Here is a 25,274-nt window from a genome sequence, read left to right as displayed (position 1 = left end):
CCGTGGTGTCAACCTTGAGTTGTCAGCAGGGGTGGCCTCTCCCGCCCCTGTGCCCTCGGCTCCTCAGAGATCGAGGTCCACGACCACCGGGGCGTGGTCCGACGCCCCCTTGCCCTTGCGCTCCTCGCGGTCCACATAGCTGTCCTTGACGGCGGCGGTGAACGGGGCGTTGCCGAAGGTGAGGTCGATCCGCATGCCCTTGTTCTTGGGGAACCGCAGCTGGCGGTAGTCCCAGAAGGTGTAGGCGCGGTCGTACTTCAGGGGGCGGGGGCGGACCTCGCTCAGCCCCTCCGCCTCAAGGGCCGCGAGGGCGGCGCGCTCGGCGGGCGTCACATGCGTGGCCCCCACGAACAGTGCCGGGTCCCAGACGTCCTCGTCGGTCGGGGCCACGTTGAAGTCGCCCAGGACCGCGAACGGCCGGGCTCCCGCGGCCTCCACCGCGGCGGCCTTCCGCAGGGCCTCCAGCCAGCGCAGCTTGTACGCGTAGTGTCCGTGCTCGACCTCGCGGCCGTTGGGCACGTAGACCGACCAGAGGCGCAGCGGACCGCAGGTCGCGGAGATCGCGCGGGGCTCCTGCACCCCGTCGTAGTCCGGGCCGTCGGGCAGCCCGCTGACGACGTCGGCGAGGCCGACGCGGGAGACCAGTGCCACCCCGTTCCACCGGCCGTCGGCGTTGACCGCGGACGCGTAGCCCAGCTCGGCGAGCGCGGCGGTGGGGAACTGCTCGGCCGTGCACTTGGTCTCCTGGATGCACAGCACGTCGGTGCCGCTGCTCTCCAGCCAGGCCAGGAGCCTCGGCAGCCGGGCGGTGATCGAATTGACGTTCCAGGTGGCGATGCGCATGGCAGCCAACCTAGCGGCTCCCACTGACAGCCGCCGGAGGGCTCACAGCTCGGTGACGCCGCCCGGGGCCAGCCGGCCGTGCTCCGCGCCGCCCAGGGCACCGATCTGGTTGTCGTAGATCGGCCGCGCCAGATCGGTCAGCAGGGCGTCGTGGACGTCGATGGCACGCCGCGGCTTCACCTCGCGTACGTAGTCGATGACCTCGGAGATCTTGCTCCAGGGGGCCATGACCGGCAGCAGCAGCGTGTCCACGGGACGCTCGGGAACGGTGAGCGCGTCGCCGGGGTGGAAGACCGAACCGTCGACGAGGAAGCCGACGTTGGTGATCCTCGGGATGTCCGGGTGGATCACCGCGTGCAGCTCGCCGTGCACGGTGACGTCGAATCCTGCGGCGGAGAACGCGTCCCCGTCGCCCACGGTGTTCACCCGCCCGGGGAAGGCGGCCGAGAGCTGTTCGGCCACGCTGCGCAGCGTCCAGATCTCCGCCGCCGGGTTCGCCTCCAGGCCCGCGCGGAGCCGTGCCTCGTCGAAGTGGTCCGGGTGCTCGTGCGTCACCAGGATCACGTCGGCGCCGAGAGCCGAGTCGTCCTCGGAGAAGCCCCCGGGGTCGATGACCAGGGACCGCCCCTCCTTCTCGATCCGGACGCAGGAGTGAGTCTTCTTGGTGAGGGTGAGGGCCCGAGGAGATGCGTTCATGGCTCCATCCTGCTACGCGGGCGGCGTGGTTTCCTCCTGAATCACGGTCTGCGCGACGGCGAAGGCGGCTCCGGCGGCCGGAATGCCGCAGTAGACGGCGGTCTGGAGCAGAACTTCCTTGATCTCGGCGGGCGTCAGGCCGTTGCGCAGGGCGGCACGGGTGTGCGCGGCGAGACCTTCCAGGTGGCCGGAGGCGACGAGTGCGGTGAGCGTGATGCAGCTGCGGGTGCGGCGGTCGAGGCCGTCCCGGCTCCAGACCTCGCCCCAGGCGTACCGGGTCACCAGCTCCTGGAAGTCCTCGGTGAAGCCGTCGGCGGACGCGTTCACCGCGTCGACATGGGCGTCCCCCAGCACCTCGCGGCGCACTTTCGTGCCCTGCTCGTGCCGGTCGTCGGGCGTCGGCGCGGGAGCCTCGGGGGCGACGGCGGCCGGGGCGATCTCGGCCACCGGGGCGATGGGGGTGGCGGGGGTCGCGGGCCCGGGGACGAGCGGCAGTACGGGGATCGCGGCCGAGGTGTCCTGCTGCCAGGCGGTGGAGAAGTGCATCAGCAGCAGGTCGCTGACGGCCGCGGGCTGCTCGACGGGCGCGAGGTGCGAGGCTCCGGGGACGAGCGCCAGACGTGCGTCCGGTATCCCGGCGACCAGGGTGCGGGCCTCGGCGGGCCCGGTGACCTGGTCCTCCGCCCCGACCAGGACCAGCGTGGGGACGCCGATCCGGCCGAGCGCGCCGCGGATGTCGAACGCCGCGAGCGCCTCGCAGGCGGCGATGTAGCACCCGGGGTCGGTGGTGCGGACCATCTGGACGGCCCATTCCACGATGGCGGGCTGCGCGGCGGCGAAGCCCGGCGTGAACCAGCGCTCCGGCGCGGTGCGGGCCATCGGCTCCAGGCCGTTGGTGCGGACGATCACGCCGCGCCGGCGGAACTCGTCGGCGGTGCCGAACCGGGGCGAGGAGGCGACGAGCGCCAGTGAGGCGACCCGGTGCGGGTGGCGCAGGGCCAGGTCCGCACCGACCGCCCCGCCGATCGAGCAGCCCACGTAGCCGAAGCGCTGGACTCCGAGGCCGTCCAGCGTGGCGAGCAGCCGGTCGGCCAGGTCAGCGACGGAGGCGGCGGGGTGGGCGGGCGCGCCGCCGTGACCGGGCAGGTCGTAGCGGAAGATCCGCCAGTGCTGGGACAGCTCGGGGATCTGGCGGTCCCACATGTGCCACGTCGTCCCGAGCGAGGGCCCGATGACCAGGACCGGGGCGTCCTCCGGCCCGTCGAAGCGGTACTGGAGCGTCCGCGGAGCGTCGGCCGGCCCCGACCCCTGCGCCGGGACGGGCGCGGGGCCTTCCTGCGGGGTGGGAGCGACCGGTGCGACCGGTGCGGCCTGCGGGACGGGCGCGGAGGACGGCGGAACGGCCGGGGCCTCCTGTGGGGCGAGCTGCGTCTGAGGCGCCGGCGCGTCCGGCGGCGTGAACGGGGTGAGCGGGGCCTGCGGCTGCTGTGCGGCGAGCGGGGCCTGCGGCGCCTGAGGCGTGAACGGGGCCTGCGGCTGCTGCACGGCGACCGGGACCTGCGGCTGCTGCGGCGCGAGCGGGACCTGGTCGGGCTGTGCCTCCACCGGAGCCTGCGGGAACCCGGGTGTCCCGCCGCCGGGGGCGGGACGGGGCTCCGGGGCGGCGGCCGACAGCGGCACGGCGTCCGGTCCCTGGTGCGGATCCGGAACCGCCTGGTGAGGCGCTCCGGGGTGCGGGGCGGGCCCTTGGGGGTGGGGGACCTGCACGGGCTGCGGGGTCGTCTCGCTCACTTCGCTCACTCGCTCCAGATTACTGAGCGTCCCTCCGGCTCCCCGTCAGGGGGTCGCCGCCGAAACGACGTACACGACGGGGCTGGCCGGATCGGTCATGTTGACCGTGATGTTCTGGGTGGGGCGCGGCTTCTTGTTGCGGTGGGTGGTGCTGGCCCAGTGCTCGCCCGGGCCGAAGGACCAGCCGGTGATCTTGATGTCCCTCGGGCTGATGTCGATCGTGTCGGGCTCCAGCGCCGCGCGCCCGGTGCCCACCCCGGTCAGGAAGCGGTCGAGCCCGGCGGAGGTCGTCCGGAACTTCGCGTACATCCGGCTGGCTTTCCAGTTGTTCGTCTCGTAGTACTGCACGCCGGCTCCGTTGCCGGGGATCGGGATCTCGAAGATCCGGCGCTGCATCTTGGAGGGCCAGCCCTCGCGGAGCCCCTCGGCGGCCGCCTCGGCCTCCTTGTCCTGGCCCGAGCGGCGGCTCTGACCGGCCGAGATCAGCAGATAGCCGGCCGGGATGCCGATCAGCAGCACGATGATCGTGGCGGTGATGAAGCGCCGCTTGAACACCCGCCGGGGGTCCTCGGGCGGTTTGCCCTCGCCGTCGCCCGGAGACTCCGACTGGTGCGGCACCGCGGGGTGCTCGGCTGCGATCATGATCAGGTGGTCCCTAAGGTGCTGCGGTGACGGCGTACTGAAAGGATGGACGCCGGGAAGGGCGGCTGCGGTTCAGTCGACGGTACGGGCGGACCGCGAGTTGCGGATGGTGCTCGCCGCCTGGTCGTAGATCTGGGCGTACCGCTCGTACCGCTCGACCCGCCGCCGGTTGGCCCGGCGGAACCGGCGGGCGACCAGCCGCGCCAGGTCCGCGGCGCCGACCATACCCGCCTCGGGACCGAGCTGTGCCTTCGCGATCCTGGCCTCGGGGCGGTAGCCGCGGCCGGTGAGATTGCGCTTGAAGGCGTCCCGGGCGGGGTTGATCAGGAGGTCGTCGGCGGCGCTGACGCCGCCCCCGATGACGAAGCAGGAGGGGTCGAGCGCGGCGGCCAGGTTGGCGATGCCGACGCCGAGCCACTGGCCGATGTCCTGGAGCAGCTCGATGCACATCGCGTCGCCCTCGCGGGCCAGTTCGGTGATGAGCGGGCCCGTGATGTCGGGGATGCTGCCCTTGACCCGGTCCAGCAGATAGTGCGCGACCGGGGAGTCCGCCGCGGCCAGCTCCCGGGCCTCGCGGACCAGCGCGTTGCCGGAGCTGTACTGCTCCCAGCAGCCGCGGTTGCCGCAGGGGCAGCGGTGGCCCGAGGGCACGACCTGCATGTGGCCGAACTCACCGGCCACCCCGTACTTGCCGCGCTTGACCTGCCCGTCCTCCAGGATCGCGCCGCCGATGCCCGTACCGAGGGTGATCATGACCAGGTGGTCCTCGCCGCGGCCCGCTCCGAAGCGCCATTCCGCCCAGGCGGCGGTGTTGGCGTCGTTGTCGACCATGACGGGGACGACGAGACGCGAGGCGATGGCGTCGCGCAGGGGCTCGTCACGCCAGGCGAGGTGCGGGGCGAACAGGACCTTGGAGCGGTCGGCGTCCACCCAGCCCGCCGCGCCGATGCCCACCGCGTGGACGTCGTGGCGGTCGGAGAGGTCCAGGACCAGCTCGACGATGGTGTCCTCGACGACCTTGGGGCTCTTGGACTTGTCGGGCGTCTCGGTGCGCAGCTGCTCCAGGATGTTGCCGTCGGCGTCGACGACGCCCGCCATCACCTTGGTGCCGCCGATGTCGATCCCGACCGTGGGGACCCGGGGGGCGGTGAGGTGCGAGCGGCGTTCCTTGGTGCCGACGGTCTTGAGGACGGTGGCGCGGGCGGAGCCGCGGTGTGCGAAGTCGCGGTACGTGCTCATCGTCCCTGCGGGGTCTGGGGGGCCGGGCCGCTGTCGCGGCCGGCGGCGGACGGCGCCCGCCGCGCTCGATTCTGCCACTGCCCGGCACCCGGGGACCGACGGGCGGGTCGGCCGCGCCGGGGCGGGGCGGCGGTCAGGGGGTGTCGTCGGTCGCGGCGGGACCGCCCGGGAGGGTGGGGGCCGTGGTGCGTTCCAGCTCGTGGCTGAGCTCCTCCAGCTCGCTGCCGCCCGCCATCTGCCGGGTCAGCTCGTCCAGCGTGACGTCGTCCTTGGTGTGGCTGCCGGACATCGCGCCGCGCTTGAGGAGGACGAACCGGTCGCCGACGAGGTGGGCGTGGTGCGGGTTGTGCGTGATGAGGACCACGCCGAGGCCCGCGTCGCGGGCGGCCGCCACGTACTTGAGGACCACACCGGACTGCTTGACGCCGAGGGCGGCGGTCGGCTCGTCGAGGACGAGGACCTTGGCGCCGAAGTAGACGGCGCGGGCGATCGCCACGCACTGGCGCTCACCGCCGGAGAGGGTGCCGATGGGCTGGTCGACGTCGCGCAGGTCGATGCCCATGCGGAGGAGTTCCGTACGGGTCGTCTCGCGCATCCTCCGGACGTCGAGGCGCTTGAAGGGGCCGACGCCGACGGTGGGTTCGGAGCCGAGGAAGAAGTTCCGCCAGACCGGCATCAGCGGGACGACGGCGAGGTCCTGGTAGACGGTGGCGATGCCGCGGTCCAGGGCGTCGCGCGGATTGGCGAGGGCGGTCTCCTCGCCCTCGATCAGGAAGCGTCCGGCGTCGTGCCGGTGCAGCCCCGCGATGATCTTGATGAGGGTGGACTTGCCGGCGCCGTTGTCACCGAGGACGCAGGTGATCTCGCCCGCGTGGACCTCCAGCGAGACGTGTTCCAGGGCTTTGACGTTGCCGTAGAACTTCGATACGTCGTCCAGCTCGACCAGCGGTCCGGCGGCCGGTCCCGCGGTGTCCTCAGGGGTGGCCGTCATGACGTCGCCTCCGCGCGCTTGCGCACCCACGCGTTGAGCAGGGTGGCCAGGAGCAGCATCGCCCCCAGGAAGAATTTGAACCAGTCCGGATTCCACTCGGCGTACACGATGCCCTTGCTGGTCATGCCGAAGATGAAGGCGCCGACCGCCGAGCCGATCGCGGAGCCGTAGCCGCCGGTGATCAGGCAGCCGCCGATGACGGCGGCGATGATGTACGTCAGCTCGTTGCCGACGCCCTCGCCCGACTGGACGACGTCGTAGCTGAACAGCAGGTGCTGGCCGGAGACCCAGGCCGCGAAGGCGACACCGAGGTAGAGCCCGATCTTGGTGCGGATGACCGGCACGCCGACCGCGCGCGCCGCGTCGGCCTCGCCGCCGACCGCGAAGATCCAGTTGCCGAAGCGGGTACGGAGGAGGATCCAGGTGGCGACGCCGACCAGCGCCGCCCACCACAGGATCGTCACCTTGAACTCGACGCCGCCGAGGGTCAGCGTCGAGGCGAACAGGGCGCGGGCCGAGTCGAAGCCCTCCATGTCGCCGATGGCCTTGGTGGAGACGGTGCCGCTGACGAGCTTGGTGAAGCCGAGGTTCAGGCCGGTCAGCATCAGGAAGGTGCCGAGCGTGATGATGAAGCTCGGCAGCTTGGTGCGGGTCAGCATGAAGCCGTTGAACGCGCCGATGGCGAGCGTGACCAGCAGCGACACGAAGACGCCGACCCAGACGTTGGCCGTCAGCTGGTAGCTGAACATCGAGGAGATCAGCGCGGAGCTGGTGACCATGACTCCCGCGGAGAGGTCGAACTCGCCGCCGATCATCAGCAGCGCGACCGGCGCGGCCATGATGCCGAGCGTGGACGCCGCGTACAGCACGGTGCCGAAGCTGGTGGCCTGGAGGAAGCTGTCGGCGACGATCGCGAAGAACAGGAAGACGGCGAGCGCGCCGACGACCGAACCGAGCTCCGGGCGGCCGAGCAGCTTGCGCAGCGGGGACGTGCGCACCAGCCGCTCGTCCGTCGCCTGTTCCGGTGCGGCGGTGGAGCCGCTCATCGCGTGCCCCGCTTGGTGTAGTCGGCCAGGGCGTCGGCGTCGTCGGCGGTGATGATCTGCGGGCCGGTCAGGACGGGCAGGCCGCCGCCGAGGACGTTGCGGTTGTAGCGGTGGAGCCAGAGCAGATCGACGGCCTGGTAGCCCTGGAGGTAGGGCTGCTGGTCGACGGCGAAGCCGAGCTTCTCGGTCTGGAGGCCGGTGGCGACCTTCGCGTTGAGGTCGAAGGTGTCGATCTCCGCCTTGCTGCCCGCCGTCTGCTTGGCCTTGACGGCCGCGTCGGCGAAGGGGGCGCCGAGGGTGACGACCGCGTCGATGCTCTTGTCGGACTGGAGCTTGGCCTCGATGGACGCGGTGACGTCGGGCATGTTGGTGCCGTCGACGTACAGGTTCTGCATCGTGCCGTCGAAGGTCTTCTTCGCGCCGGCGCAACGCTGCTCGTGGCCCACGTTGCCCTGCTCGTGCAGGACGCACAGGGCCTTCTTGCGGTCCCGGCTGTTCAGCTCGTCGCCGACGGCCTCGCCGGCGATCGACTCGTCCTGGCCGATGTGGGTCAGGGCGCCGAATTCCTTCGACTCCGCGGAGCCGGAGTTCACGGTGACGACCGGGATGCCCGCCTTGACGGCCTTGGCGACCACGGCCTTCATCGCGTCCGGCTTGGCCAGGGAGACGATCAGCCCGTCGACCTTCTTGTCGATCGCGGTCTGGACGAGCTGGGCCTGCTGGTTGGCCTCGTCGTTGTGCGAGTAGAGAAAGTTGATGTTGTCCTTGACGGCCGCCTGCTCGGCGCCCTTCTGGACGATGTCCCAGAAGGTGTCGCCGTCTCCCGAGTGCGTGACCATGGCGAAGGTCCAGCGCGGTGTGTTCACCGCGGCCCGCCCCTCGGCCGCGGCGGCCGCGCGCTCCTCGGCGCGCTTGCCGCCGGTGCTGCTGCATCCCGCGAGGGAGGCGCCCAGCACCACTGCCAGCACGGCGCCCATCGCGCGTACCCCTGTCCGAACCCTTGCCACGACGCCGTGCCCTTCTACTGCTGCTCGCTGTGCTGCTTGACGGGGCCGGGGAGCCTACGGTCCCGGCCCGGCTGCCCAAGTATCCCCGAGCCCTGCCCGCTCCCGCCCGGCAGGGCCGGTGGGGGCGCGTCCTTCGGTGCAGCGAGTTGTAGTCGTGCCACATGTTCACGTCAACAGCTTGTCCGAACATCCTTACGCGGCGGGTCCGTAGGCGCCCGCCCTTCCAGCCCGTCCGGCACCGGAGGCGGGAACCCTCGCGGCGGCGGCCCGCGGGCAGGGGCCGCGGGGCGGACTCCCGCCGGGAGCGGCCCGCGGCCACGTCGACGGGCCCGCCCCGGACGCCGGAGGGGCCCGGGGCAGCCGCCCGCGGGCATGGACCGCGGCTCAGGCGCGCACCAGCAGCTGGAACTCGAAGGCGTACCGCTCCGCCCGGTAGACGTGCGAGCCGAATTCCACCACCCGGCCGGTGTCGTCGTACGTGGTGCGCTCCATCGTGAGCAGCGGCGCGCCCACGGGCACCTCCAGCGCCCGCGCCCGGCGGTCGTCCGCGGCGCGCGCGCCGACGGACTGGCGGGCGCTGTGCAGCGTGATTCCCTCGGCGCGCATCAGCCGGTAGAGGCCGGTGGCCTCCAGGTCCTCGGTGCGCAGCGGGAGCAGCCCCGGGGGCAGGTGGTTGCGCAGGAGGGCCATCGGTTCGCCGTGGGCGCTGCGCAGCCGTTCGACCAGGTGGACCTCGCCGCCCTCGGCGACACCGAGCGCGGCGGCGACCTCGGCGGTGGCCGGTTCCGTGGTGTTGCGCAGGACGCGGGTGGTGGGGCGCTGGCCGGCCGCCTCCAGGTCGTCGTAGAGGGAGCTGAGCTCCAGCGGGCGGCGGACCCGGCTGTGGACGACCTGGGTGCCGACGCCGCGTCGGCGCACCATCAGCCCCTTGTCGACGAGCGACTGGATGGCCTGTCGGACGGTCGGCCGGGACAGGCCGAGGCGGGCGGCGAGGTCGATCTCGTTCCCGAGCAGGGCGCCGGGGGCCAGCCGGCCCTGCTCCACGGCGGCCTCCAGCTGCTGTGCCAGCTGGAAGTAGAGCGGCACCGGGCTGGTGCGGTCCACGCTCAGCGGCAGCGGCCGGTCGGTTCCTTGTGCGGTCACGGGGGCGAGCGTAGTTCGCTTGTCCGGACAAAGCCATGGCAGACGGGCGACGGGCACAGCCGGTCGACGCGGCCGCCCTTTGTCAGGACAAACGCTTGACATGACGACCGGGCGAACGCCACCTTGGGGCCCATGCGCATCGGACTGATCGGAACGGGACGGATCGGCGCCTTCCACGCGAAGGTACTGAGCCGTCACCCCGCCGTGGACGCCCTGCTGCTGGCGGACGCGGACCCCGTGCGGGCGGCCGGGGCCGCCGCCCGCACAGGGGCGGCGGCCGTCGCGGTGGACGACCTGTTCACCGGGGAGGGCGAGGCCGGGGGGCCGCCCGACGCCGTGCTGATCTGTTCGGCGACCTCGGCCCACGCCGGGCTCATCGCGCGGGCCGCCCGCGCCGGGCTGCCCGTCTTCTGCGAGAAGCCGATCGCCCTGGACCTGCCCGGCACGCTCGCCGCGCTCGCGGAGGCCGAGGCGGCCGGCAGCGTCCTCCAGCTCGGGTTCATGCGGCGCTTCGACGCCGGGTACGGCGAGGCCAGGGCCGCCGTGCGGGCGGGACGGCTCGGCCGGCTGCACACCGTCCGGGCGGCCACCTCCGACCCGGCCCCGCCGCCCGCCGCCTATCTCCCGCTCTCCGGCGGGCTGTACCGCGACTGCCTGGTCCACGACTTCGACATCCTGCGCTGGGTGACGGGCCGCGAGGTGAGCGAGGTGTACGCCACCGGTTCGGACGCCGGCCCGGCGATGTTCCGGGAGGCCGGAGACGTGGACACCGCCGCCGCTCTGCTCACCCTCGACGACGGGACGCTCGCCACGGCCACCGCGACCCGGTGCAACGGCGCCGGGTACGACGTACGGATGGAGCTGGCCGGCGAGCTGGACCAGATCGCCGTCGGCCTGGACGACCGTACGCCGCTGACCTCGGCCGAGCCGGGGAGCCCCGGCGCCCCGGCGAAGCCCTGGCCGGGCTTCCTGGAACGGTTCGCCCCGGCGTACGAGGCGGAGCTGGACGCGTTCCTGCGCGTGGTCCGGGGCGAGCTGGCCAATCCGTGCGACGGGCGGGAGGCCCTGCACGCCCTGCGCATCGCCGAGGCGTGCGAGGTCTCCCGCCGCGAACGACGGCCCGTGGCGATGACGGAGATCCCCGGCGGCTGAAGCGGCGCCGTCGGCCGCTCGCTCCGGTCGGCTCGTCCGCCGGGTCCGCTCGCTCCGGCCGGCTCCGGTCAGCTCGTCCGCGCCGGCCGGTTGGTCCGCTCCGGCCGGCTGGTCCCCGTCGGCCGGCTGGCCCCGGCCGCCGGTTTTCGGACAGCCGCTGCGCTCCCGCGAGCCCCGGTCAGCGCAGGTCGTTCCCGTCGTCCCGGTCCGTGTCGAGGAGACCCGCGTCATGGACCAGCAGCGCGATCTGCACGCGGTTGTTGAGGTCGAGCCTGGCGAGAATGCGTGAGACGTGGGTCTTGACGGTCGCGACGCTGAGGTGGAGGGAGCCCGCGATCTGCGCGTTGGAGCCGCCGCGTCCGACCGCGACGGCGACCTCCTTCTCCCGCTCGGCCAGCTGCCCGAAACGGCTGCGGGCGCGCTCGGCACGGCCGGCCCGGCCGTCGTGCCCGTCACCTGCGGCACGGGCCATCAACTGACGGGTGACGGCCGGCGAGAGCACCGGGTCTCCCGCGGCGACCCGGCGGACCGAATCGACGATCCGGGCCGGCGGGGTGTCCTTCAGGACGAAGCCGGCCGCCCCGGCGCGAATCGCCCGGAGGACCTGTTCGTCCGCGTGGAAGGTGGTGAGGACGACGACCTCGGGAGCCCCGGGCCGGCGGCGCAGCCGCTCGGTCGCGGTGAGTCCGTCCATGACCGGCATCCGAATGTCCATCAGGACGACGTCGGGACGCAGGCGTTCGACCAGTTCCTCGGCCTCGTCGCCGTCCGCGCCCTCCCCGACGATGTCGATGCCCTCGTCGCCGCCGAGCATCAGGGTCAGTCCGGCGCGGACCAACGGGTCGTCGTCGACGATCAGCAGCCGGACGGGCCGGCCGGGCGTGGGCTCGTCGGACGCCGGGGGTGTCGGGGACGCCGGGGTGTTCATGCGGGCCACCGTAGCCATGCGGCTCCCCGCTCCCGCACGGCGGGCAGGGGGCGGCGGGGCATCCGGCGCGGGGACGGGCGGCGGCGGAGCGGCCGGCCGGCCGACGTCGCGCGGCAGCACCGCCGCCCCGGCGCCACGCCCCCGGCCGTCACGCGGCGGACCACGGCAGCCGGGCCCGGACGGCGAAGCCGCCGTTCCCCGTCGGGCCGTGCTCCAGTGCGCCGCCGGCGAGGGTGGCACGCTCGGCGAGGCCGATGAGCCCCTGGCCGGAGCCGGGGACCCGTTCGAAGGGCTCGGTGGGTGCGGGGTTCTCCACCTCGATGGTGAGCCCTTCGCCGGGGCCGCCCGTCACGGTGACGGAGACCTCGGCGCCGGGCGCGTGCTTGCGGGCGTTGGTCAGGCACTCCTGTGCGATCCGGTAGACCGTGCGGCCGGTGGCGGCGGGGGCGTCCTGGGGGTCGGCGACCCGGTTGTCCACGACGACCTTCATGCCCGCGAGCCGGGACTCGGCGATGAGCGCGTCCAGGGTGGCCAGGGTGGGCTGCGGCCGGTCCCCCTCGTCGGCGTCGCCGGGCCCGCGCAGGACGCCGATGATCTCGCGCAGGTCCTGGAGGGCTTCGTGCGCGCTGTCCCGGATGACGCCGGCGGCCCGGCCCACCTCGGCGGCGGGGGCGTCGGGCCGGAATTCGAGGGCTCCGGCATGCACGCTGAGCAGGGTCAGCCGGTGGGCGAGGACGTCGTGCATCTCGCGGGCGATGGACTCGCGGGCCAGCCGCTGGGCCTGTTCGGCGCGCAGCTCCGCCTCGGCCTCGGCGCGGCGGGCCCGTTCCCGGAGGGTGAGGACGAGCTGGCGCCGGGAGCGTACGACCATGCCCCAGCTGAGCACCAGCAGCACCAGGAGGACCCCGATGATGGTCGAGGCCACGTAGGAGGTCGCCGGGTCCGGGCGCAGGTAGGGCTGGAGGGGCGTGACGGCCAGCGCGCCCGCGCCGATGACCGCCACGGGCTTGAAGGGGCGGTGGACGGCCAGGCTGAAGAGGGCCACCATCAGCGCGCCCGCGGCCACGGGTTCGACGATGCAGACGACGCTCAGCACGACGGCGATTCCGGCCGGCCAGCGCCGCCGGAACCAGAGAGCGCAGCAGGCCGCGGCCCCGACCACCGAGTCCACGAACACGACGGCGTCCGCCGTGGTGCCGTCGGCCTCGATCGCGGCGAGGACCAGCAGCCCGAACCCCGCGGCGCAGAGGAAGGCCGTGATGTCGACGGCCCAGTCCCGTACGGTCCGCCGCGTCCGGGCCCGGTCGCCGGGCAGCTCGGGATCGGCCATCGCCGAAGGGAGCAGCCAGCGGTACTCGGTGCGCGTCATATCGACAAAGTTACGCAACCGGGCCGGCCGGAGGAGCCCTGAGCGGCGAGGGAGCGACCAAAGTCGCGCAACCGGCTACTTTCGGCGCGGTGCGCGGGACCGGTGGCCGACGCGGCGGATGCGCGGCGGGAGCGAGGCTCGGCCCATGAAGAAAATCGTCGAGACGATCGGGTTCCTGGTCTTCATCCAGGGCGTCGGCGGGCTGCTGTACGAGTGGACGGGCTGGTTCCGGCTGTGGACCATGGTGCGGAGGATCGACTTCCTCAGCGAGCACGGGCTGTTCGTCAGCATCGTGCTGATCGTGACGGGGGCCGCCGTGATGATCGCCGCGGACGCGATCAAGACCTGAGGGGCCGCCAGGACCCGCTGGCCACGGTCGCGACGCACCGGCGGCGGTCGCGACGCACCGGCGGCGGTCACCACGTGACGGCGGCGGTCATCACACCGTGGCGGCGGTCATCACACCGTGGCGGCTCTCCCGCTCGCTCACCGGCCCCGCCGTCACCCGGCGCGATCCCGCCGCCGGCACTCCACGGAGGCACCGGGGCGGCCTCCGCGGTCCGCACACGGAGGTTCACGCCGCCCGCCGGCCTCCGAGGAAAGGAACACCTGTCCCCACAGTCGGATCGTTCGCGGGCATCACCCGTGGTCAGAGGCGGTCGGGCCGTTCGCCCGGGCGGCGGAGGGTCCGCCGGCCACGCCGCCGCTCCCTAGACTGACGCCTCGATAACTCTGAGACACGGAGTGGTCACATGGCGGCGGTAAGAGCGGACGGGCGGGTCGAGCGGGGGAACCAGACCCGGCAGCTGATTCTGGGGCGGGCGGTGCAGATCGCCTCGGTCGAAGGGCTGGAGGGCCTGTCCCTGGGACGGCTGGCCACCGAGCTGGGGCTGAGCAAGAGCGGGGTGTTCGCCCTCTTCGGCTCGAAGGAAGGGCTCCAGCTGGCCACCGTGCGGGGCGCGGTGGCCATATACGTCGACCATGTGCTGCGCCCCACCCGGTCGGTGCCCCCGGGGCTCGGGCGGGTCTGGCGGCTGTGCGAGGCATGGATCGCGTACTCCCGTGAGCGTGTGTTCCGGGGCGGCTGCTTCTTCTACGCCGCCACCGCCGAGTTCGACGCCCGGGGCGGCAGGGTGCACGACGCCCTGGCGTCCGCGCAGACGGGCTGGGTCACCTTCGTCGAGCAGACGATCGAGGAGGCCAGGTCCGCCGGGGAGCTGGCCGGGGACACCGACGTCTGCCAGCTGGCCTTCGAGGTGATCGCCCTGCTGGAACTGGCCAACGCCGAGTCGGTGCTCCAGAACAACAACCTCGGTTACGACAAGGCGGCCCGGGCCATCCTGGTCCGGCTGCGGGCGGCGGCGACGGACCCCGCGCTGCTGCCTCCGCGGTAGGGGCACTTCGTCCGGGCCGCGCCGGCGGGGTCGGCGGCCGTGGGGGCGGGCGCGTCCGTAGGCGTCCGATTCCCGCCGGTACGCGGGCTCCGGCACGCGTTTGCTGGGGGTTGCCGTCGGAGCGACGGCAGCCCCCAGCAGCGAGGAATCAGCCATGTCCAGCACCCCTTCCACCGCCCGAGTCACCACCGCCCCCGTGGGCCTGCCGCCCCGCGCCGCCCTGGTCACCGGTGGCAGCCGGGGCATCGGCGCCGCGACCGCGCTGCGCCTCGCCCAGGACGGCGCGGACGTCGCCATCACCTATGTGCGGGACGAGGCGGCGGCCCGTGCGGTCGTCGCGAAGATCGAGGGCTTCGGCCGCCGGGGCGTCGCCCTGCGCTGCGACGCGGCGGATCCCGATGCCGCGGCGGAGGCGGTGCACCGGGCGGCGGACGCGTTCGGGCGGCTCGACATCCTGGTCAACAACGCGGGCATCGGCGTCCTCGGCCCGATTGCCGCGCTCGCCGGGCCGGAGGTGGACCGGACGCTGGCGGTGAACGTGCGGGCGGTCTTCCTCGCCTGCCGGGCGGGGGCGGAGCGGCTGGCCGACGGGGGCCGCGTCATCTCCGTGGGCACGGCCCTGAGCCGGTACGCGGGCGGAGGCGGCTCCACCCTCTACGGGCTCAGCAAGTCCGCCCTGGCCGGGTTGACCAAGCCGCTCGCCCGGGAGCTGGGGCCGCGCGGCATCACGGTGAACCTGATCCAGCCCGGCCCCGTGGACACCGACCTCAACCCGGCCGACGGGCCCTTCGCCGAGGGCCAGCGTGCGGCGACCGCACTGGGCCGCTTCGGCACGGCGGAGGAGGTCGCCTCGCTCGTCGCGTACCTCGCCGGTGCGGAGGCCGGCTACATCACCGGGACGGAGGTCGTCGTGGACGGCGGCCACGCGGCCTGAGAGCGGCGGCACCGCCCGGGAGCGCTCACCGGCCCGCCGCCGGACCTCCCGGGCGGCGCTCCCCCGGCTGCCCGCCCCGGGCCCGCCGCGCCCCTGACGAGCAGCAACTGGCGGGCCTGTACGGACACGCCTGCCGGACGGCCACCGACTCGCCGCACGTCCCGACGATCCGGTGACCGCCGTCGCGACGGTTTCCGGTGCCGCCGCAGGTCCGCCCCGAAGCACCGGGAACGGTCGGCCTGGCGCTGCCGCGCGCCGGGGCGAGACTGCGCGGCCAGGTGAAGGGACGACTGGATCAGCCGCCGTTGGACTGGCGGATGCCCTCCGCCGGCGCGTCGAAGGTGTACAGGTAGCCCCCGCCCGGCCCGCTGACGGTCATGTACGCCCGCGTGCTCCCGGGCGCGATGGCCACGTTGGTCGCCGACTCCAGCGCATGGGCGTCACGGGCCGGGACCTCCACGGTCGCCAGGTGTTCACCGTGCTTGCTGTACACCTCCATGGCGGGCCGACCGTGCAACCCCTGATAGAGGTTGCCGTCCGCGTCCACCGCGATCGAGTCGGTCTGGGCGATCCCGCCGTCGACCCGGACGGCGGTGTGCCGCGAGGCCACGGAGCCCTTCTTGTCCAGGAGGAGGTAGGAGATGCGGTTCTGCGTCAGTTCGCTGAACCACAGTCCGCGGTATTCCGCGTCGAAGGAGATGCCGTTCGGCGCGGAAAGGCCGTCGGCCAGGACGGCGACGTCCCTCCCTGTGCGGTCGATCCGCACCACGCGCCCCTTCGCCTCGCCCTCGGACATGCCGCGTGAGTCGCTGAGGTACAGGTTGCCCTCCCGGTCGAAGGCGAGGTCGTCGGGGTTCATCGGTGCGCCGTCGACCTCGCCGGAGAAGAAGGTCCGCGCGTCTTCGCCGTCCGGGGCGAGGCTGAGGATGGCGCCGCGGGAGAAGTCGGTCAGGTAGAGCCGCCCGTCGTACGGGCTGAACTGGGCCGAGGTGTACGTCCCACGCTCGTCGGTGTGCATCTGCTGCGACGTCTTCTTCCGGACATCCACGCGCAGCACCTTCGGTTCGCCGGCCGGCGCGGTGACGTCGACCACGAGCAGCCTGCCCTTCTCGTCGAAGACCGGCCCCTCCAAGAGGGTCATCCCGGTCCGGGCGTGCACCTCCGTCAGCCGCATGACCTGCTGGGCGCGGATGGTCCCGTGCCCGTCCTGAGGGGCTGCCGGGGGGACTCCGGTCTGGGTGCCGCACCCGCTCAGGGCCATGAGGCCGCACAGAGCGGTGAAAATCCTGAACGCGCGTCGGCGCATGCGAATCATTCTTTCTGTCCGAAAGCAAACGGAAGCAACCCCACGCCAACCGGACAACGCTGTCCGGTTGTTGCTACGGTAACGGACGGCCACTCAAGTCTCATGCCGTGGGCGCCAGTTCATGTGCCGAGTGGCTTCCGCGCTGCGAACCGGAAGGAACGAGGCCCCGCACATGGCCCATTCACCAGAGCCGACCCCCCAGGCACTCGTCGAGCTCAGGGAGCGCTATCGAATCGAACGGGAGCGGCGCGTACGACCCGACGGAACTCGGCAATACCTCGGCGCCAGTGCCGAGTTCGGCTACTACGCCGCCGACCCTTACACGGAGGCGGCCGAACGCGAGCCGATACGGGACCGTGTGGACGTCGCGGTCGTCGGGGGCGGCTTCGGCGGCATCCTCGCAGGCGCCCGGCTGCGACAGCAGGGGGTCGAGCGCGTCCGCGTGATCGAGACGGGCGGCGACTTCGGGGGGACGTGGTACTGGAACCGTTACCCGGGCGTCCACTGCGACATCGAGTCCCACGTATACCTGCCGATGCTCGACGAGACCGGGTACCTACCCGAGTGGAAGTACGCACCCGGCGAGGAGATCCGCCGCCACGCGGTACGCATTGCCGAGAAGTTCGGCCTCTACGCGGATGCCCTCTTCTCGACGTCCGTCGCCTCCCTCGTCTGGGACGGGACGAGTGACACCTGGATCGTGACGACCGACCGGGGTGACGAGTTCCGAGCCACATATGCCGTCACGGCCACAGGCACCTTGTCCGAACTGAAGCTGCCCGGCATTCCCGGCATCGAGAAGTTCAGGGGCCACACCTTCCACACCTCGCGCTGGGACTACGGCTACACCGGCGGCACACCGGCCGGCGGCCAGACCGGCCTCGCGGACAAACGTGTGGGCGTCGTGGGCACTGGCGCCACCGGTATCCAGGTCGTCCCGAAGCTCGGCGAGGACGCCGGGCACCTCTACGTCTTCCAGCGCACTCCCTCCACGGTGGACGTACGCGCCAACCGCCGTACCACCGCCCGGGACGTGGACGCCGACCGCCCGGGCTGGGCGACCGAACGCCGTGACGACTTCCTGCGCCTCGTCTCCGGCGAAAAGGTCGACGTGGACGTGGTGGCGGACGGCTGGACCTCGTCGGCCGCCCTGCTGGAGAAGCTGCTGCCGAGTTTCCGCCGCCGAGGCGACCGGGAGGCGTTCGAAGCGGCCTACGAGGCCATGGACGCCACCAAGATGAACGAGATCCGCGCCCGCGTCGACCAGATCGTCACCGACCCCGGGACGGCGGAGAAGCTGAAGCCCTGGTACCGCTACGCCTGCAAGCGCCCGACCTTCTCCGACCTGTACCTCCAGGCGTTCAACCGGGACAATGTGACCCTCGTCGACACCGCCGAGACCCACGGCATCGAGCGGATGACCGAGCACGGCGTCGTCGTCGGCGACACCGAGTACGAACTGGACTGCCTGATCTTCGCCACCGGCTTCGCCGTCGGCGCCTCCGGCGTCCACTCGGGCCGGCTGCCCGTCCGCGGCAGGGACGGCGTCCACCTCCTGGACGCGTGGCGGCAGCGGGGGCCGCGCACGCTGCACGGCTTCCTCAGCCACGGCTTCCCCAACCTCATCCAGATGGGCGGGGTGCAGAGCGCCAGCAGCGTCAACTACACCCACGTCCTGGACGAACACGCCGTCCACGCCGCGGCACTCGTCACCGGCGCGGAAGCCCGGGGTGCGGTGCTCGAACCGTCCCGCGAGGCCGAGGACGCCTGGATCGCCGTGTGCGCCCAGGACGCCCCCGACCACGAGTGGTTCCATGCCGAGTGCACCCCGGGCTACTACAACGCCGAGGGACGCGGCCGGCCGAACGGCCCGATCGCCTATCCTCACGGCGCCTTCGCCTTCCACGAACTGTTGAAGCAGTGGCGCGAGGATTCCATGGACGAAGTGCTGCGGGTCAAGAGATCTCCGCAGCCGTAGGGGAGCGCCTCGCACTGTCCGCAGGCGGGCGTGCCCGCGGTTCGGCGTGAGCCTTCACCGGTGACCGGTGACCGGTGCCGGAAGTCGATCCAGGAGCAACGCCGTTCACCGTGCGCATGCCGCTCCCTGTGCATACGAAGACGCGATTGCCGCGCCCGCCCCGTGCGAAGGCGTGCACCCCTGGGCCGGATGGCGATGGGCGCGGCCGTGTCAGACGACCGCCTCTCCCGCACCGAACCCGGACTGCGCGCGGTCTGGCCGCAGGCCCGCGACGAAGCGGAGCCCGCGTTCGCGTCGAGCTCTCGCCGAGCGAGCCCATGCCCTCGGACGGCATACGTCCGGCTCTCTGGGCTGCCATGCTCAACGCCGCTCCACGAGCTGCGGTCGGGCATCACGCCTTCCGAGGGGCAGACCCCGAACCCAGCCCCCTGACGGCCCGGGCCGGTACCGCGGCAACCGTGCGCACCGCTCTGGCCGTCGTGGTGGCCGGCCTCACCCGACCCTGCCGTGACCGTCGCCCCCGGGAGGCTCACTCCTCGAAGGGCCGCACCGGTCCCACCTCGACGCCGAGCAACCGCCAGGCTGCCCGAGCCCGGCGTTCCCGGTGCTCACGGGTGGGGCCGGTGACGGCCCCCGAGATCATGCCGATGGCGATCATCAGATCGTCCGGCTCGGCGGCGAGCGGGTGGTCGGGAGGCAGCTGTGAGCGCAGGGCCCGTTCGACCCGCCGGGACAGTGCCAGAGCGTACGCGGGTGCCTCGGAGGCGTTGGCCTTCCCATCGGTATGGAGGACGCTGATGAAGGCCGCCGACTCCGTCAGGTGCCAGGTCACCACGCCCAGGACTCCGGCCAGGCCCGAGGTGCGCGTCGCCGCTTCCTCGATCTGCCGGACGTTCTCCTCCAGCACCGCGGTCGCCACGGCGGCCCGGCCGGGGAAGTGCCGGTAGAGCACGCCCTGGCCGACCCCGGCCCGACGCGCGATCGCGGACAGCGGTGCGTCCAGCCCTTGCTCCGCGTAGACCTCCCGGGCTGCGGCGATGAGCGCGGCCCGGTTGCGAGCGGCAGCCCTGGGACCGCCGCTCGCGGGCCTCCGTGCGTCGGACATGGGTCGCTGCGTCACCCCGCGAGGGTAACGCCCCGGCCCCTACGACCGTGTCCCATGCGGGTTCAGCTGGTGGGTTCAGCTCGTTGATTCGAGCATGGGGCGGGGGACGTGGAGTCGCCTTGTTCCGGACGGGCCGCCCCACCGCAACCCGGCCCGCCCCGCACAGAATCCCCATTCCTCCTCAAGGGTCAAGACACCCAACCCGACCGTCTCACTTGTGAGCGATAACAAGGGCATTTGTCACATGCCTGGAGCAATCCTCGAGATGGTCAAAATGGCGAGATGAACACCTGGGTTTCCTATATTTTCTAGCCCTATACCCCTACTTTAGGGCCCTTCCTGCGACGCGAACACCTCACTGATCTCGCAGGAGATTGCGACTACCACCGCGCGCCAGGGCCCGAGACAGCATGCTGCACGCCTCTTGCCCTCAACGTTTGTCAGCGCTCACAATCGCTGTGTTCGCATAGAACACACATATCTACGCCGTCTCAGCGCCCTGCTTCAGCATGTCTCAGAGCTGTCCGCACGCACGGACCCCCACGCCTTCCCACGAATTCCTCTGGATTCCTCCCGTCCAGGGGTTGCGTACTCGTCGGTCGTTTCCCGATCAAGGAACAGGTGCACTCATGTCACAGGCTTTGAGCAGACGGCGCCTTCTGCAGCTCGCCGGAGTGTCCGCTGTGGCCACCGCGGTCGGTCCGGCGCTCGGCGCTTCCCCGTCACGTGCGGCCATACCTCCGGTTCGCGCCGATATCGGCGTCTCCGCATACGCTTTCGACTTCGGCCAGGTCCGGCTGACGGCCGGCAGGTGGTTCGACAATCAGGTCCGAACCGCCGCTTACCTGCGCTTCGTGGATGTCGACCGACTGCTCTACAACTTTCGGGCGAACCACAGGATGTCAACCGGAGGCGCGGCGGCCACGGGAGGTTGGGAGGCGCCGGACTTCCCCTTCCGCAGCCACGTTCAGGGGCACTTCCTCACCGCTTGGGCGCAGCTGCACGCGGTGACCGGGGACACCGCCGCCCGCGACAAGGCCACCTACATGGTGGCCGAACTGGCCAAGTGCCAGGCGAACAACGCGAGCGCCGGGTTCAGCGCCGGGTATCTCGCCGGATATCCCGAAGCCGACTTCACCGCCCTGGAACAGGGGAAGCTGACGAACGGCAATGTCCCCTACTACACCGTCCACAAGACCCTGGCCGGCCTGCTCGACGTGTGGCGTCTGCTCGGCAGCACACAGGCGCGGGACGTGCTGCTCGCCCTGGCGGGGTGGGTCGAGGCCCGTACCGGGCGGCTGAGTACGGAGCGGACTCAGGCGATGCTGGGCGTCGAATTCGGCGGGATGAACGACGTGCTGACCGATCTCTACCAGCAGACCGGTGACGCCCGCTGGCTGGCCGTCGCGCGCCGGTTCGACCACGAGGCCGTATACGCGCCGCTGGCCGCCGACCTCGACCGGCTGGACGGTCTGCACGCCAACACCCAGGTCCCCAAGTGGATCGGGGCGCTGCGGGAGTACAAGGCCACCGGCACCGTCCGGTACCGGGACATCGCCACGAACGCGTGGAACATGTGCGTCGGTGCCCACACCTACGCGATCGGCGGCAACAGCCAGGCGGAGCACTTCCGCGCCCCCAACGGCATCGCCTCCCACCTGGCCTCGGACACCTGTGAGAGCTGCAACACCTTCAACATGCTCAAACTGACCCGTGACCTGTTCGCCGTGACCCCGGACCGGGCCGCACTGTTCGACTACTACGAACGGGCCTGGCTCAACCAGATGATCGGCCAGCAGAACCCGGCCGACCCGCACGGGCACGTCACCTATTTCACCCCGCTCAAGCCCGGGAGCCGGCGCGGGGTGGGGCCGGCGTGGGGCGGGGGGACCTGGAGCACCGACTACGGCAGCTTCTGGTGCTGCCAGGGCACCGGCCTGGAGATGCACACCCGGCTGATGGATTCCGTCTACTTCCACTCCGGCACGACGCTGACCGTCAACCTGTTCGTGCCCTCGGTGCTCACCTGGTCCCAGCGCGGGATCACGGTCACCCAGACCACCGCTTATCCGGCAGAGGACACCACCACCCTCCGCATCACCGGGGCCGCCGCGGGCGTGTGGTCCCTGCGCATCCGCATCCCGGGCTGGACGTCCGGAGCCACCGTCAGCGTCAACAACGTGGTCCAGGACATCGCCACCGCACCCGGTACCTACGCCACCGTGTCCCGCGCGTGGGCGCCGGGCGACACCGTCACCGTCCGGCTGCCGATGCGCCTGGTCATGCGGCCGGCGAACGACAACCCGGACGTGGCCGCGATCACGTACGGACCGACCGTGCTGTCCGGGAACTACGGCTCCACCGCCCTCACGGCGCTCCCCCGACTGAACCCCGCCACGATCGCCCGCACCGATGACACCTCGCTCGCCTTCACCGCCACGGCGGGCGGCTCCACCGTCGCCCTGGGCCCCTTCCACGACGCCCACGGGCACAACTACACCGTGTACTGGAACACCAGCGGCATCTCCCCCGTCCACCTGGTCAACGTGGGCAGCGGCCTGGTGCTGGGCATCCAGGACATGTCCACCTCCGACGGCGGGCTCGCCCTGCAGTGGCACGACTCGGGAACCCCCGACCACGACTGGGAGGTGGTCACCGACGGAGCCGCGGTCCGCTTCCGCAACGTCAACAGCGGCAAGGTGCTGGGCGTGCTGAACATGTCCACCGCAGACCACGCGAGCGTCCTGCAATGGGCGGACAACGGCACGGCCGACCACCGGTGGACCCTGCTCGACCAGGGCGACGGCACCTTCAAGATCCGCAATGTGCACAGCGGCAAGCTTCTCGGGATGGCGGGCGACTCCGGCGCGGTCGGAGCCTTCGCCGTCCAGGCCGCCGACGACACCGCCGACAACCGCTGGCGCATCGTGGACGCCGGCTGAACCAGAGGTTCCACGTCCATCCGGCCGAACCCCTTGCCCCGGGCCGGCCCCGCGCCGATCCCGCGGGGCCGCCCAGACGCGGAGGCCCCCGGCGATCCGGGCGTAGCCGGGGCGCCCGGCGGGCTCCGCCGCCCCACCCGCGCCCGCCCCCCGAGACAACGAGCCCCATGAAACGCCCCCCGAGACCAGGAGCCCCATGAAACGGACCGGACGCACCGCCGCGACGCGGCTGGGCATCCTGCTCACCGCACTGACCATGCTGTTCACCTCCTGGACCGTCGTGCACGCGGAGCGGGCCGCCGCACTGGACCCCACCACCGGCTACCTGATGGCCCACTTCACCGGCGAGAGCGCCAACGGCGAGCAGATCTACTTCTCCCACAGCGGCGACGGCCTGAACTGGACCGACCTCAACCACGGCGCTCCCGTGCTGTTGTCCACGGTCGGCACCCGCGGCGTCCGCGACCCCGCGCTCATCCGGTCCCCCCAGGGTGACCGGTACTGGATCATCGCCACCGACCTGCGGATCGCCTCCGGCACCTCGTGGGCGGACGCCGCCGACCGGGGCAGCACGTCACTCGTCGTCTGGGAGTCGACCGACCTGGTCACCTGGTCGGCGCCCCGTCTGCTGAACGTGGCCGGAGCGATCACGGGCGCCGGCAACGCCTGGGCGCCGGAAGCCGTCCACGACCCGGCATCGGGCGACTACGTCGTCTACTGGGCCACCAACTCCCCGCGCGACGGCGTCACCAAGCACCGCATCCACTACGTGCGCACCCGCGACCTCCGCACCTTCAGCGCGCCCCGGGTCTACATCGAGCGGAGCGGCGGCCAGGGGATCATCGACACACAGATCGTCGAGTCGCCGAACAACGCCGGCGGATACCGGTACTACCGGGCCTCCGCCGACGGCCAGATCACCATCGAGGCGTCCCAGTCGATCCTGGGCGCCTGGACGACGCTCGGCGACCTCTCCCACATGGGCATCTCCAACGGCGCCACGGGCGGAAACGTCGTCGAGGGCCCCATGTGGATGAAGTTCAACGGCCGGGACGAATGGGGGCTGTGGCTGGACCAGTACGCCACGGGCCGCGGCTACATGCCCGTCACCTCGACGAACCTCGGCAGCACCCGGAACTTCCGCGCCGGGCCGGCCTACGACCTGGGCGGCACCCGCAAGCGCCACGGCTCGGTCCTCGCCCTCACCACCGCCGAGAGCACCCGCGTCCTGAGCAAGTGGGGCGGCGACAACACCCCCCTCAGCCGCATCCAGTCCTTCAACCACCCCGACCGGTACGTGCGCCACCAGGACTTCGACGTCCGCATCGACGCGAACGTCAGCCCGCTCCAGGACTCCCAGTTCCGCCTGTCCCCTGGCCTCGCCGGCGGCTCCGGATACGTCTCCATCCAGTCCGTCAACCACCCCGGCTACTACCTCCGGCACAAGAACTTCGACCTCGTCCTCGAACGCGACGACGGGACGGCCGCCTTCCGCGCCGACGCCGCCTTCCGCCGGGTACCGGGCCTGGCCGACGCGTCCTGGACCTCGTTCCAGTCCTACAACTACCCCGACCGCCATCTCAGGCACTACGCCTACCAGCTCAGGCTCGCCCCGGCCGCCACGGACATCGACCGCCGCGACGCCACCTTCCGTCTGACCGGCTGACGGACCGACCGGCCCGGTCCGCGACCCATCGGCCCGGATCCGCCGCGGCGCGCGCCGGCAGAGATCCCGGTGCGCGCCGCGCTCCGCCGCATCCGACGCCGCGCGCCGAATCACCAGGGATTACGGGACAGCCCTCTAGTCTGGCCGGTACGGGAGGGCGACGGCTCGGCGACGGAGAGGACGGGACCAGCAGATGTCCGACACACCGGTTCAGGCGCTCAACGACGGCACACAGCTCCCCGCGGTGGGACTCGGCACCTACCCGCTGGACGACGCGGCGGCCGAGGAGGCCGTCGCCGGGGCCCTGCAGCTCGGCTACCGCCTGGTCGACACGGCGTTCAACTACGGCAACGAGACCGGCACCGGCCGGGGCATCGCCCGCAGCGGCGTCCCCCGTGAGGAGGTCCGGATCACCACGAAGGTGCCCGGCCGGCACCAGGGGTACGAGGAGACGCTCGCCTCGTTCGAGGAGTCGCGGGCCCGCCTCGGCGTCGAGTACGTCGACCTCTACCTCATCCACTGGCCGCTGCCCAACATCGACAAGTACGTGGACACCTGGAAGGCGATGATCAGGCTCCGGGAGGACGGCCTCGTCCGCTCCATCGGCGTCTCCAACTTCACCGCCGGGCACCTGGAGCGGCTGGAGCGGGAGACGGGCGTGCTGCCCTCGGTGAACCAGATCGAGATGCATCCGCTGCTCCCGCAGGAGGAGCTGCGGGCGGTGCACGCGGCGAAGGGCATCGTCACGGAGAGCTGGAGCCCGCTGGCCCGGGGCCGCGAGGTGCTGGAGGACCCCTCGACCGTGGCGATCGCGGAGGACCACGGGGTGAGCCCCGGCCAGGTGGTGCTGCGCTGGCACACCCAACTGGGCGCGGTGCCGATCCCCAAGTCCGCGGACCCGGGGCGGCAACGCGAGAACCTCGACCTCTTCGGCTTCGAACTGACGGCACAGGAGCTGACGACCATCGCGTCCGGGCGGCGGCGGCGGTTCGGCGGCGACCCGGAGACCCACGAGGAGTTCTAGGGTCTCTCGTCCGGATCAGGACGAACCAGGCCGGAGCAGTCCCGTCCGGGCCGGGCCGGGCCGGGCCGGATCAGGGTG

General features: G+C 72.1%; 21 protein-coding genes. 8 read left to right on the top strand and 13 right to left on the bottom strand.

What is annotated here, in order from left to right; genetic code table 11:
• Positions 1–63: 63 nt before the first annotated feature.
• The 9 genes from ACIQMU_RS19285 to ACIQMU_RS19245 all read right to left on the bottom strand — a co-directional run bounded on the left by ACIQMU_RS19285 (position 64) and on the right by ACIQMU_RS19245 (position 9,398).
• Positions 64–843 carry an exodeoxyribonuclease III gene (locus tag ACIQMU_RS19285; protein ID WP_352240759.1) on the bottom strand — a complete coding sequence of 260 codons (780 nt, stop codon included), beginning with the start codon at positions 841–843 and terminating at the stop codon, positions 64–66.
• 42 nt (positions 844–885) lie between these two features.
• Positions 886–1,539: an MBL fold metallo-hydrolase gene (locus ACIQMU_RS19280; protein WP_352240758.1), complete on the bottom strand. Its 654-nt coding sequence runs from the start codon at positions 1,537–1,539 to the stop codon at positions 886–888.
• A gap of 12 nt (positions 1,540–1,551) precedes the next feature.
• Positions 1,552–2,778: an alpha/beta fold hydrolase gene (locus tag ACIQMU_RS19275; RefSeq protein ID WP_352240802.1), complete on the bottom strand. Its 1,227-nt coding sequence runs from the start codon at positions 2,776–2,778 to the stop codon at positions 1,552–1,554.
• Positions 2,779–3,375: 597 nt separating this feature from the next.
• Positions 3,376–3,972, bottom strand: coding sequence for a hypothetical protein (locus ACIQMU_RS19270; protein ID WP_352240757.1), 597 nt, complete (start codon positions 3,970–3,972; stop codon positions 3,376–3,378).
• A gap of 72 nt (positions 3,973–4,044) precedes the next feature.
• Positions 4,045–5,211 carry an ROK family glucokinase gene (locus ACIQMU_RS19265; RefSeq protein WP_352240756.1) on the bottom strand — a complete coding sequence of 389 codons (1,167 nt, stop codon included), beginning with the start codon at positions 5,209–5,211 and terminating at the stop codon, positions 4,045–4,047.
• Between the two features lie 133 nt (positions 5,212–5,344).
• Positions 5,345–6,202 carry an ATP-binding cassette domain-containing protein gene (locus tag ACIQMU_RS19260; RefSeq protein WP_402689273.1) on the bottom strand — a complete coding sequence of 286 codons (858 nt, stop codon included), beginning with the start codon at positions 6,200–6,202 and terminating at the stop codon, positions 5,345–5,347.
• On the bottom strand, positions 6,199–7,248 hold the full coding sequence (locus ACIQMU_RS19255; RefSeq protein ID WP_352240754.1) for an ABC transporter permease: 1,050 nt from the start codon (positions 7,246–7,248) through the stop codon (positions 6,199–6,201). Before ACIQMU_RS19255 ends, ACIQMU_RS19260 begins: the two co-directional genes overlap by 4 nt.
• Positions 7,245–8,225, bottom strand: coding sequence for a sugar ABC transporter substrate-binding protein (locus ACIQMU_RS19250; protein ID WP_352240753.1), 981 nt, complete (start codon positions 8,223–8,225; stop codon positions 7,245–7,247). Before ACIQMU_RS19250 ends, ACIQMU_RS19255 begins: the two co-directional genes overlap by 4 nt.
• A 414-nt stretch (positions 8,226–8,639) precedes the next feature.
• Complete coding sequence (locus ACIQMU_RS19245) at positions 8,640–9,398, bottom strand: GntR family transcriptional regulator (RefSeq protein ID WP_352240752.1); 759 nt, start codon at positions 9,396–9,398, stop codon at positions 8,640–8,642.
• A gap of 132 nt (positions 9,399–9,530) precedes the next feature.
• Here ACIQMU_RS19245 and ACIQMU_RS19240 point away from each other — a divergent pair, with 132 nt between their 5' ends.
• On the top strand, positions 9,531–10,550 hold the full coding sequence (locus ACIQMU_RS19240) for a Gfo/Idh/MocA family oxidoreductase (protein WP_352240751.1): 1,020 nt from the start codon (positions 9,531–9,533) through the stop codon (positions 10,548–10,550).
• Between the two features lie 178 nt (positions 10,551–10,728).
• Here the strand turns inward: ACIQMU_RS19240 and ACIQMU_RS19235 are convergent, their stop codons facing one another.
• Both ACIQMU_RS19235 and ACIQMU_RS19230 read right to left on the bottom strand, forming a co-directional pair.
• Positions 10,729–11,478: a response regulator transcription factor gene (locus ACIQMU_RS19235; protein ID WP_352240750.1), complete on the bottom strand. Its 750-nt coding sequence runs from the start codon at positions 11,476–11,478 to the stop codon at positions 10,729–10,731.
• A 148-nt stretch (positions 11,479–11,626) separates the two neighbouring features.
• Positions 11,627–12,847 carry a sensor histidine kinase gene (locus ACIQMU_RS19230; protein WP_402689272.1) on the bottom strand — a complete coding sequence of 407 codons (1,221 nt, stop codon included), beginning with the start codon at positions 12,845–12,847 and terminating at the stop codon, positions 11,627–11,629.
• Between the two features lie 145 nt (positions 12,848–12,992).
• Here ACIQMU_RS19230 and ACIQMU_RS19225 point away from each other — a divergent pair, with 145 nt between their 5' ends.
• The 3 genes from ACIQMU_RS19225 (at position 12,993) to ACIQMU_RS19215 (ending at position 15,175) form a co-directional block, all read left to right on the top strand.
• A complete protein-coding gene (locus ACIQMU_RS19225) occupies positions 12,993–13,196 on the top strand; it encodes a hypothetical protein (protein ID WP_402689271.1) in 204 nt (67 codons plus the stop codon).
• A gap of 403 nt (positions 13,197–13,599) precedes the next feature.
• Positions 13,600–14,241 (top strand): TetR/AcrR family transcriptional regulator, encoded by a 642-nt coding sequence (locus ACIQMU_RS19220; protein ID WP_356724631.1) that lies wholly within the window; start codon positions 13,600–13,602, stop codon positions 14,239–14,241.
• 154 nt (positions 14,242–14,395) lie between these two features.
• Positions 14,396–15,175, top strand: a complete 780-nt coding sequence (locus tag ACIQMU_RS19215) for an SDR family oxidoreductase (RefSeq protein ID WP_352240746.1) — start codon at positions 14,396–14,398, stop codon at positions 15,173–15,175.
• 295 nt (positions 15,176–15,470) lie between these two features.
• Here the strand turns inward: ACIQMU_RS19215 and ACIQMU_RS19210 are convergent, their stop codons facing one another.
• Positions 15,471–16,481, bottom strand: coding sequence for an SMP-30/gluconolactonase/LRE family protein (locus tag ACIQMU_RS19210; protein WP_402689270.1), 1,011 nt, complete (start codon positions 16,479–16,481; stop codon positions 15,471–15,473).
• Between the two features lie 172 nt (positions 16,482–16,653).
• On the opposite strand from ACIQMU_RS19210, the gene ACIQMU_RS19205 reads away from it, so the two are divergent.
• Positions 16,654–18,459, top strand: a complete 1,806-nt coding sequence (locus ACIQMU_RS19205) for a flavin-containing monooxygenase (protein WP_402689269.1) — start codon at positions 16,654–16,656, stop codon at positions 18,457–18,459.
• 529 nt (positions 18,460–18,988) lie between these two features.
• On the opposite strand, the gene ACIQMU_RS19200 is transcribed toward ACIQMU_RS19205, so the two are convergent.
• Positions 18,989–19,579, bottom strand: coding sequence for a helix-turn-helix domain-containing protein (locus tag ACIQMU_RS19200; RefSeq protein WP_352240743.1), 591 nt, complete (start codon positions 19,577–19,579; stop codon positions 18,989–18,991).
• A 614-nt stretch (positions 19,580–20,193) separates the two neighbouring features.
• Between ACIQMU_RS19200 and ACIQMU_RS19195 the strand changes: the two genes are divergently transcribed.
• From ACIQMU_RS19195 to ACIQMU_RS19185, 3 genes are all read left to right on the top strand, one after another.
• Positions 20,194–22,506: a beta-L-arabinofuranosidase domain-containing protein gene (locus ACIQMU_RS19195; RefSeq protein WP_402689268.1), complete on the top strand. Its 2,313-nt coding sequence runs from the start codon at positions 20,194–20,196 to the stop codon at positions 22,504–22,506.
• A gap of 196 nt (positions 22,507–22,702) precedes the next feature.
• Positions 22,703–24,172, top strand: a complete 1,470-nt coding sequence (locus ACIQMU_RS19190; RefSeq protein WP_402689267.1) for an AbfB domain-containing protein — start codon at positions 22,703–22,705, stop codon at positions 24,170–24,172.
• A gap of 193 nt (positions 24,173–24,365) precedes the next feature.
• On the top strand, positions 24,366–25,196 hold the full coding sequence (locus ACIQMU_RS19185; protein WP_402689266.1) for an aldo/keto reductase: 831 nt from the start codon (positions 24,366–24,368) through the stop codon (positions 25,194–25,196).
• Positions 25,197–25,274 lie beyond the last annotated feature (78 nt).

The sequence above is a fragment of the Streptomyces sp. NPDC091649 genome (assembly GCF_044756785.1).
In the GTDB taxonomy this organism is placed as follows: domain Bacteria; phylum Actinomycetota; class Actinomycetes; order Streptomycetales; family Streptomycetaceae; genus Streptomyces.
Note: the sequence above shows the minus strand (reverse complement) of the source record. Positions and strands in the feature narration are given on the sequence as shown.

Bases quoted from the DNA above. Each gene is read 5' to 3' on its own strand.
- ACIQMU_RS19210 (WP_402689270.1), bottom strand. From the start codon at position 16,481: ATGCGCCGACGCGCGTTCAGGATTTTCACCGCTCTGTGCGGCCTCATG.
- ACIQMU_RS19260 (WP_402689273.1), bottom strand. From the start codon at position 6,202: ATGACGGCCACCCCTGAGGACACCGCGGGACCGGCCGCCGGACCGCTG.
- ACIQMU_RS19280 (WP_352240758.1), bottom strand. From the start codon at position 1,539: ATGAACGCATCTCCTCGGGCCCTCACCCTCACCAAGAAGACTCACTCC.
- ACIQMU_RS19255 (WP_352240754.1), bottom strand. From the start codon at position 7,248: ATGAGCGGCTCCACCGCCGCACCGGAACAGGCGACGGACGAGCGGCTG.
- ACIQMU_RS19265 (WP_352240756.1), bottom strand. From the start codon at position 5,211: ATGAGCACGTACCGCGACTTCGCACACCGCGGCTCCGCCCGCGCCACC.
- ACIQMU_RS19195 (WP_402689268.1), top strand. From the start codon at position 20,194: ATGTCACAGGCTTTGAGCAGACGGCGCCTTCTGCAGCTCGCCGGAGTG.
- ACIQMU_RS19250 (WP_352240753.1), bottom strand. From the start codon at position 8,225: ATGGGCGCCGTGCTGGCAGTGGTGCTGGGCGCCTCCCTCGCGGGATGC.
- ACIQMU_RS19205 (WP_402689269.1), top strand. From the start codon at position 16,654: ATGGCCCATTCACCAGAGCCGACCCCCCAGGCACTCGTCGAGCTCAGG.
- ACIQMU_RS19185 (WP_402689266.1), top strand. From the start codon at position 24,366: ATGTCCGACACACCGGTTCAGGCGCTCAACGACGGCACACAGCTCCCC.
- ACIQMU_RS19285 (WP_352240759.1), bottom strand. From the start codon at position 843: ATGCGCATCGCCACCTGGAACGTCAATTCGATCACCGCCCGGCTGCCG.
- ACIQMU_RS19190 (WP_402689267.1), top strand. From the start codon at position 22,703: ATGAAACGGACCGGACGCACCGCCGCGACGCGGCTGGGCATCCTGCTC.
- ACIQMU_RS19230 (WP_402689272.1), bottom strand. From the start codon at position 12,847: ATGACGCGCACCGAGTACCGCTGGCTGCTCCCTTCGGCGATGGCCGAT.
- ACIQMU_RS19215 (WP_352240746.1), top strand. From the start codon at position 14,396: ATGTCCAGCACCCCTTCCACCGCCCGAGTCACCACCGCCCCCGTGGGC.
- ACIQMU_RS19220 (WP_356724631.1), top strand. From the start codon at position 13,600: ATGGCGGCGGTAAGAGCGGACGGGCGGGTCGAGCGGGGGAACCAGACC.
- ACIQMU_RS19225 (WP_402689271.1), top strand. From the start codon at position 12,993: ATGAAGAAAATCGTCGAGACGATCGGGTTCCTGGTCTTCATCCAGGGC.
- ACIQMU_RS19235 (WP_352240750.1), bottom strand. From the start codon at position 11,478: ATGAACACCCCGGCGTCCCCGACACCCCCGGCGTCCGACGAGCCCACG.
- ACIQMU_RS19240 (WP_352240751.1), top strand. From the start codon at position 9,531: ATGCGCATCGGACTGATCGGAACGGGACGGATCGGCGCCTTCCACGCG.
- ACIQMU_RS19270 (WP_352240757.1), bottom strand. From the start codon at position 3,972: ATGATCGCAGCCGAGCACCCCGCGGTGCCGCACCAGTCGGAGTCTCCG.